At 61.7% G+C, this 7,184-nt stretch carries 2 protein-coding genes and 4 pseudogenes; 1 reads left to right on the top strand and 5 read right to left on the bottom strand.

The annotated features are described in order from the left end of the window. Positions 1–797: 797 nt before the first annotated feature. Positions 798–1,241: pseudogene (locus tag VQ044_RS25915) on the bottom strand (DUF4158 domain-containing protein); the annotation flags it as partial. A 158-nt stretch (positions 1,242–1,399) separates the two neighbouring features. On the opposite strand from VQ044_RS25915, the pseudogene VQ044_RS23165 reads away from it, so the two are divergent. Next, positions 1,400–2,627 (top strand): annotated as a pseudogene (locus VQ044_RS23165) (transposase); the annotation flags it as partial. On the opposite strand, the gene VQ044_RS23160 reads toward VQ044_RS23165, so the two are convergent. From VQ044_RS23160 to VQ044_RS23145, 4 genes and pseudogenes are all read right to left on the bottom strand, one after another. Continuing rightward, the gene (locus tag VQ044_RS23160; protein ID WP_442873862.1) at positions 2,611–3,474 is read right to left on the bottom strand and encodes a plasmid pRiA4b ORF-3 family protein; all 864 of its coding nucleotides are present in this window, start codon (positions 3,472–3,474) and stop codon (positions 2,611–2,613) included. The pseudogene VQ044_RS23165 and the gene VQ044_RS23160 overlap by 17 nt on opposite strands. Positions 3,475–3,552: 78 nt before the next feature. Next, on the bottom strand, positions 3,553–5,997 hold the full coding sequence (locus VQ044_RS23155; protein ID WP_327649936.1) for a GcvT family protein: 2,445 nt from the start codon (positions 5,995–5,997) through the stop codon (positions 3,553–3,555). 39 nt (positions 5,998–6,036) lie between these two features. Beyond that, a pseudogene (locus VQ044_RS23150) lies at positions 6,037–6,480 on the bottom strand (electron transfer flavoprotein subunit alpha/FixB family protein); the annotation flags it as partial. Between the two features lie 2 nt (positions 6,481–6,482). Beyond that, positions 6,483–6,775 (bottom strand): annotated as a pseudogene (locus tag VQ044_RS23145) (electron transfer flavoprotein subunit beta/FixA family protein); the annotation flags it as partial. Positions 6,776–7,184: the final 409 nt, after the last annotated feature.

Genomic DNA, 7,184 nt, shown 5'->3' with positions numbered 1-7,184 from the left:
CAGCTGCCGATTCTGCGGGCCGCCCTCATTGCCCATCAGCGCCGAAATGCCGAAAAGTTCGTTGCCCCTGCATCGAGGGCCGCGTAACGTTTAACCCGGCATCGCCGCTCAACGAAGTTCAACAAACTTCGGGACATCCCCGCGTAGGACCCGCGCATCACTTTGTAGATCCGCCGGTCGAGTGCGCCCTTCGCCCGGTACTCGTTGACGATCGCCGTCAGCTTTTCCTTGCCCGCCACCGGAAAGATCACATCGCAGATGCGGCCCGACGGATCGTCGATCGCCGCGCCCGCGATCTCGACCAGAAGCCGCTCCTTGCCGTAGACCTTCTCGATATCGCGCGCGATGCCGGCAATCACCTTGCGCTTCGAGCGCACGCCGATCTTGTGAACGGTCTCCACCAGAAGGTCGATCATGCCATCAATGATCTGCGCCTCCCGCGACATCAGGAACACGGCGTAGAGGCCCAATTGCCGCTCCGGGGCGTGGCGGCGCATCTCCGACGCCTTTTCGCCGGCGACCCGTCGCACGATCTGCTCGACCCAGCTCTTGCCGGGGAGCGACAGAAGATCTCTCGGCAGTTTCAAATCCTGGATGAAGGCCAGCCGCTCCGTGATGGCGATGATATTGTCGAGGCTCGCCTGACCCGCATCACCTTTGATCGTATGGAACCCGCTCGCGCTGTCCGGATCGGCCAGCGCGGCCTCCATCAACGCGACGGTTTCGGGACGAAGCCGGTCAGCGACGCGGCCAAGATAGGCTTCCAAGAACCGCTGGCGCTCGGAGCGCACCACCCGCTCCAGCTCCTTGCGCGAGGGCCCGAAGATTTTACTGTCCAGGCACCACAGGAAGACCTGCTCCATCAGCGCCCCGACCGTCATGCCGCCTGGACAAAGTTCGGTCGATATCCAGACCGTCAGTGCCTCGCGATCCGCCCGCTTCATGCGGCGGAAGCCCAGATATTGCAGAATCTCCGCACAATGGCGGCGTCCCGAACGTCCGGAGAAGTCATAGCCGGAGAGATCAGCGCCGCCGACACCGAGCTGCTCGGCCACATAGGACACGGCGTCTTGCGGCAGGTCGGCGCCGACCTCGGCGAAAAAGCCGCGGGACGCAAAGAACTTCAGCTGAACCGCCAGGCCCAGCCGCGCCGATACGGGCTTGGCGTTCACGAACTCGCCATCGCCGACCGACAAGCTCCAATCCCGAGCCAAAGCCTCGCCTGAAATGCTCCCGTTCATCCATCCGCTCCTCCAATCGGAAACGGAAACTCAATCGGCAGCCTCACAGCGAGTCAATCTAGCGGGGGCACGTTCTTGTAACGTTCCCCAACTTGGCCAAAATCACAGCTTCGGGCCGACTCCCCCGTATATCCGTGTCCCAATAATGCACTGGGGCCATGACGAGCCTACTCGACATCGTCAAGGAAACCGACCTGCGGCTCGGGTTCACCGATGCGCTTTCCAGTCCGACGGCCTACGAGACCCTCGACCGCGCCGCGTTGAGGCCGCGGCTTCTCCTGTGTCTCAATGGATTGGGCACCAACACGGGCCTTCGGCGGATGGACGCCTCCGGCGAGGGCGGCCCCAGCTATCGCGATCTCGTCTACGCCCGTCGTCGCTATGTCACGGTCGATCGTCTTCGTCAGGCAATCGCGACCGTGACCAATGGAACCCTGCGCATCCGCGATCCCGGCATCTGGGGCGAGGGCACGACGGCCTGCGCCTCCGATTCCAAGCACTTCGGCACCTTCGATCAGAACCTTACCACTCAATGGCATGTCCGCTACGGCGGGCGCGGGATTATGATCTACTGGCATGTCGAGAAGAACAGCCTGTGCATCCACTCGCAGATGAAGAGCCCGTCCTCCTCCGAGGCCGCCTCCATGATCGAGGGCGTGATCCGGCATTGCACCGAGATGGCGGTCGATCGCCAGTACGTCGACAGCCATGGTCAATCGGAAGTGGCATTTGCCTTCTGCCGGATGCTCGGGTTCCAGCTGCTGCCTCGGATCAAGCGCATCCAGAAGCAGCGCCTTTATCGGCCCGAGGCCGGTCGCGCCGACGCGTATCCGCGCCTTCAGCATGTGCTGACGCGACCGATCGACTGGGATCTGATCGCCTGGCAATATGACGAGATCGTGAAATACGCGACGGCGCTCAGGCTCGGCACTGCCGAGACGGAGGCGATCCTGCGCCGGTTCACCCGCGCCAACGTCCAGCACCCGACCTACAGGGCCGCTCGCCGAGCTCGGCAAGGCGATCAAGACCATATTCCTGTGCCGCTATCTGCATGACGAGGGTCTGCGGCGCGAGATCAACGACGGGCTCAACGTCATCGAGCACTGGAACAGCGCCAACGACTTCGTGTTCTTCGCCCGGCGCGGCGAACTCTCCAGCAACAAAACCGAAAACCAGGAACTGAGCATGCTCAGCCTCCACTTGCTCCAGAACTGCATGGTGTTCGTCAACACCCTCATGCTCCAGCAGGTCCTCGGCCGCCCTCACTGGGCTGGACGGTTGAATGCCCGGGACTTGCACGCGCTGACCCCGCTGATCTGGGAACACGTCAACCCTTACGGCCGGTTCGAACTCGATATGGAAACCCGCATCACCGCTCTCGTTTAACCCGAAATGGCGGCTGGTGACACGACTGTTGGGATTGGGCCTTCCAGAAGGGTTCGCGCGCCCGGTTCCGCTCCAAGGCGTCCTCAAGCCGCCAGCGGATATCGTCATCGTCCAACAGATGCGGCTGCTTCTGCAGCACGATCCGATCCAGAAGATTGACCATCGTATCGATGTCTTCGAAAGCGTCGAAACCCAGCGCTTCCGCCTTGCGTTCGTCGTACCCTCTCGGGCCGCCGCATTCCTCGGGCGGACAGGCGCCCTTGCCGCCGATGCAGACGGGATACCGCTTGCGGGGCTGCGGCTCGAGCCAGGTCTCGATCCGGACCTCGTGCTCCCAGTAGTCGGTCATGTCGTACTCATAGACGAACTTGTCGCCGTGGCGGAGATTGAAACCACCAAGCGTCCGGTCAGGCGTTTTCCCGCCCAGGTCCCACGATCCGTAATGCACGGCGTGGATGCGAAACTGATAAGGTTCAGGCTCCGCCAGCCCATCGCCACCTGAAAGACGCCGTGCAGATCGTGAAGCGTCATGGTCGCCGGCACCAGCACACGCCGCCAGATCATCGGACTGATGTCGATCAGGCGAACCTTCAGCTGCAGGATCGAACAGCTGTTTCCGTCCAAGGGATCGGTCGTCGCGGCCGGCATGATCGGGTCCGGTTCGGTGCCAAGACGACGAGCCTACCGCCGGTTTGCCGGGGACACCATCGGCATCACCCCACAGTTTTTCCTGCTCCCCCTGATGCGACACTACATTCTCAGCGAAGCCGACCTCGTGCATGTTTCTCATCTGATAAATCGGGCGTTTCGTCCAGCATGCGCAAATCCGGTTTGGTGTCACGACCACGATGCTGTCCGCAGTTTACCCGGTCGTGCTGTCGCGATCACCCCACGGAATTTCCTGCTTCCCTTCGTGGAATGCGTGTCAGAGCTTCGTGCGGGCGGCGGCCGGGTCGTACATCGGCTTCAACGAAGCCTCGGCCTCGAACCTCTCGCCGGCGATCTCGATCTGGTAGGTCGAGGAGAGAACATCTTCCACGCTTTGTCCCTTGCAAGGAACGTAGCCAAGGCCGATCGCGCCGCCGAGATAGTGGCCGTAGTTGCCGGAGGTGACGATCGACACGATCTCGCCGTCCCTAACCACCGCCTCGTTGTGGAAGAGCAGGGGCTCGGGATCCTTCAGGCGGAATTGGACCATCCGCCGCTTCAAACCCTGCTCCTTTACGCGCAGCACCGCATCGCGGCCGATAAAATCGCCCTTGCCGGCCTTCACCGCGAAGCCAAGGCCAGCCTCAAGGACATGGTCCTCGTCGGTGATGTCGTGGCCGAAATGGCGGAAGGCTTTCTCGATACGACAGGAATCGACTGTGTGGAGGCCGCAGAGCTTCAGCCCGCTGTCCTTGCCCGCTTCCTCAAGCGTCTCGAAAATGTGGGCCGTTTGGTCGGAGGATACGTAAAGCTCCCAGCCGAGCTCGCCGACATAGGTGACGCGATGCGCCCGCGCGAGACCCATGCCGATCTCGATCTCCTGCGCCGTGCCGAAGGGGAAGGCCTCGCTGGAGAAATCGTTTGGGCTGATGCGGGTGATGACCTCGCGCGCCTTAGGTCCCATTAGGACAAGAACCGATTCGGCCGCCGTGATGTCCGTAATCACCAGGAACTCGTCCCGAACATGCTTCCTCATCCAGGCGAGGTCGCGCTGCAGCGTCGCTCCGGGCACGACCGCGAAGAAGGCGGTCTCGGAAAAGCGTGTGACGGTGAGGTCGCTCTCGATGCCGCCGCGTTCGTTTAGCATCTGCGTGTAGACGATCTTGCCGGGCTCGACGTCCATCTGGTTGGCGCAGAGCCGCTGCAGGAAGGCGAGCGCCCCCGGCCCTTCGATGCGGATCTTGCCGAAGGAGGTCATGTCGAAAAGACCGACGCCCTCGCGCACCGCCATGTGCTCGCGACGTCCATTCTCGAACCAATTCTGCCGCTTCCAGGACAGGCGGTACTCTCGCTCCTGACCCTCGTCCGCGAACCAGTTGGCGCGCTCCCAGCCGGCGACTTCTCCGAACACCGCGCCGCGGGCTTTGAGTTGCTCATGGATAGGCGAGCGGCGGATGCCGCGTGACGTCTTCATCTGCCGGTAGGGAAAGTGGTCCGCATAGAGGAGGCCTAGCGTCTCGGTGACGCGCTCCTTCAGGTAGCGCCGGTTCTTCTGGAAAGGTTGGGCGCGGCGGATGTCGACGTCCCAGAGGTCGAAGGGCGGCTCGCCGTCGTTCATCCACTGCGCCAACGCCATACCGGCGCCGCCGGAGGAAACGATGCCGATGGAGTTGTAGCCCGCCGCCACCCAATAGTTCTTCAGCTCCGGCGCTTCGCCGAGGTAGTAGCGGTCGTCCGGCGTGAAGCTTTCCGGCCCGTTGAAGAAGGTATGAATCCCCGCCGTCTCGAACATCGGCATTCGGTGCACGGCCATGGAGAGGATGGGCTCGAAATGGTCGAAGTCCTCCGGCAACTGGTCGAAGCAGAAGTCCTCGCGGATGCCGTCCATGCCCCAAGGCTTCGCCTTCGGCTCGAAAGCGCCGAGCAGCATCTTGCCGGCGTCTTCCTTATAGTAGGCGCATTCGTCGGGAACGCGCAGAACAGGGAGGCGCGCGAGTCCTTCGATAGCTTCTGTGACGATATAGAAATGCTCGCAGGCGTGAAGCGGCAACGTGACGCCGGAGGCGGCAGCGAGATCGCGCCCCCACATGCCACCACAGTTCACCACCATCTCGGCCTCGATGGTGCCGGATTCTTCGCCGCCAACCCAGGATATGCCGGTGACTCGGCCGCCTTTCTTATGAACGGCGGTCACTTTCACGTTCTCGACGATCTTCGCGCCACGCTGACGCGCGCCCTTGGCGAGCGCCATGGCGATGTTGGCGGGGTCGCACTGGCCGTCGTGTGGCAGATACACCGCACCGACGACATCGCCGATGTTGAGGTGCTGATACATCGCCTTCGCTTCTTCGGGCGAAATCTCGTTGACGTCGATGCCGAAGGCCCGCGCGAGGGTCGCCTGGCGGTAGATCTCCTCGTTGCGCTCCTCGGTAAGCGCGACCGTGATCGATCCGGTCTGCCGCATGCCGGTCCCGACGCCCGTTTCCTCCTCCAGATTGATGTAGAGGTCGGCCGAATATTTCGCGAGCCGCGTCATGTTCTCCGAAGCGCGGAGCTGGCCGATCAGGCCGGCGGCATGCCACGTCGTGCCGGACGTGAGCTGCTTGCGCTCGAGGAGGACGATATCTGTCCAGCCGAGCTTAGCAAGATGATAGGCGGTCGAGCAGCCGGAGATGCCGCCGCCGATGATGACGACGCGGGCCTTAGCGGGAATGCTGGACATGAATTTGCTCCTAAAGATGGCTGCGGCGGTCCGAGATCGTTAAAGCTTGGCGGTGAGTTCGGGCACGGCGTCGAAGATGTCGGCGACGAGGCCGTAGTCGGTGACCTGAAAGATCGGCGCCTCCTCGTCCTTGTTGATAGCGACGATCACCTTGGAATCTTTCATGCCGGCGAGATGTTGGATGGCGCCGGAAATGCCGCAGGCGACGCGTTACCACCTTGCCGGTCTGGCCGACCTGAAGATCGCTCGCGGCATAGCCCGCGTCGACTGCGGCGCGCGAGGCGCCGATCGGGCCGCCGGGCTTCTCCGCAAGCGGGATGATGATTTCGTCGAACTTCTCCGAAGAGCCGAGCGCACGGCCCCCGAAACGACGATGCGGGCGGAGGACAACTCGGGACGGTCGGAGGAGGTGAGAACTTCTTCGACGAATGAGGTGAGATCGGAGCCGTTTGCCGAGACGTTCTCGATGGGAGCGGTGTTGCCTGCTTGATCTCGATGGTTTGGATGCCGCCATCCACTTCGCGGGTGCCTTGGCCGAACTGTCGCCGATCTCGACTTTCGAGGCGAAGGTGCCCTGGTTCGCCGGTCCGACCGAGACCACGACGACTTCGCCCGCCTCGCCGGCCTCCTTCAGCCTGATCGCCTCTTCGACCGAAATCTCGTCAAAGGGGTTCATCGACATCTTCACATTAGCGAAATTGACGCCGGATCCGTCTGGTATGACCCGGATCTTCACATTGTAGTCGACGACACGTTTAAGAGTGACGAGCACTTTCATGGTCGGATTTCCCTAACGTCGGTCCGGAGTAGCTGAATTCAGTGTGCAGTTGTGATTGATAACATCCCGGCGGATAGGCATAATTTGGGAATTCGACTCGGAGTTATTCGTCTTCTCCTTACGCAGCTTTCCCAGGCTGTTAACAGGCCGATTGAACTTGCTTCGGCCCTCAGCAAGGAAGCTTCAAGAAAAAATCATTCCATGAAAAAAGGGAATTTACAAGCGTGAAAAAAATATGGCATGTTTTCACAGCCGCTGGCTAGACGTTCGGCTTCGTGATGGTGAATAGCTGATTTTTCGGGAGCAAGACGCTATGAACTAGACCACATGTTCGCCTGAGATAGGGCGACCCGTCTCACAGTATGCAGGTTTCGAGGGTTGCGCCGGATATCCCGGTGCCGTGCCTCAT

It is taken from the genome of Aurantimonas sp. C2-5-R2 (genome assembly GCF_036549495.1).
GTDB classification, from domain to species: domain Bacteria; phylum Pseudomonadota; class Alphaproteobacteria; order Rhizobiales; family Rhizobiaceae; genus Aurantimonas; species Aurantimonas coralicida_A.
This window is presented reverse-complemented; position numbering and strand designations above follow the sequence as displayed.

Excerpts from the sequence above, each read along its gene's own strand:
- VQ044_RS23155 (WP_327649936.1), bottom strand. The coding sequence starts at position 5,997 with ATGTCCAGCATTCCCGCTAAGGCCCGCGTCGTCATCATCGGCGGCGGC.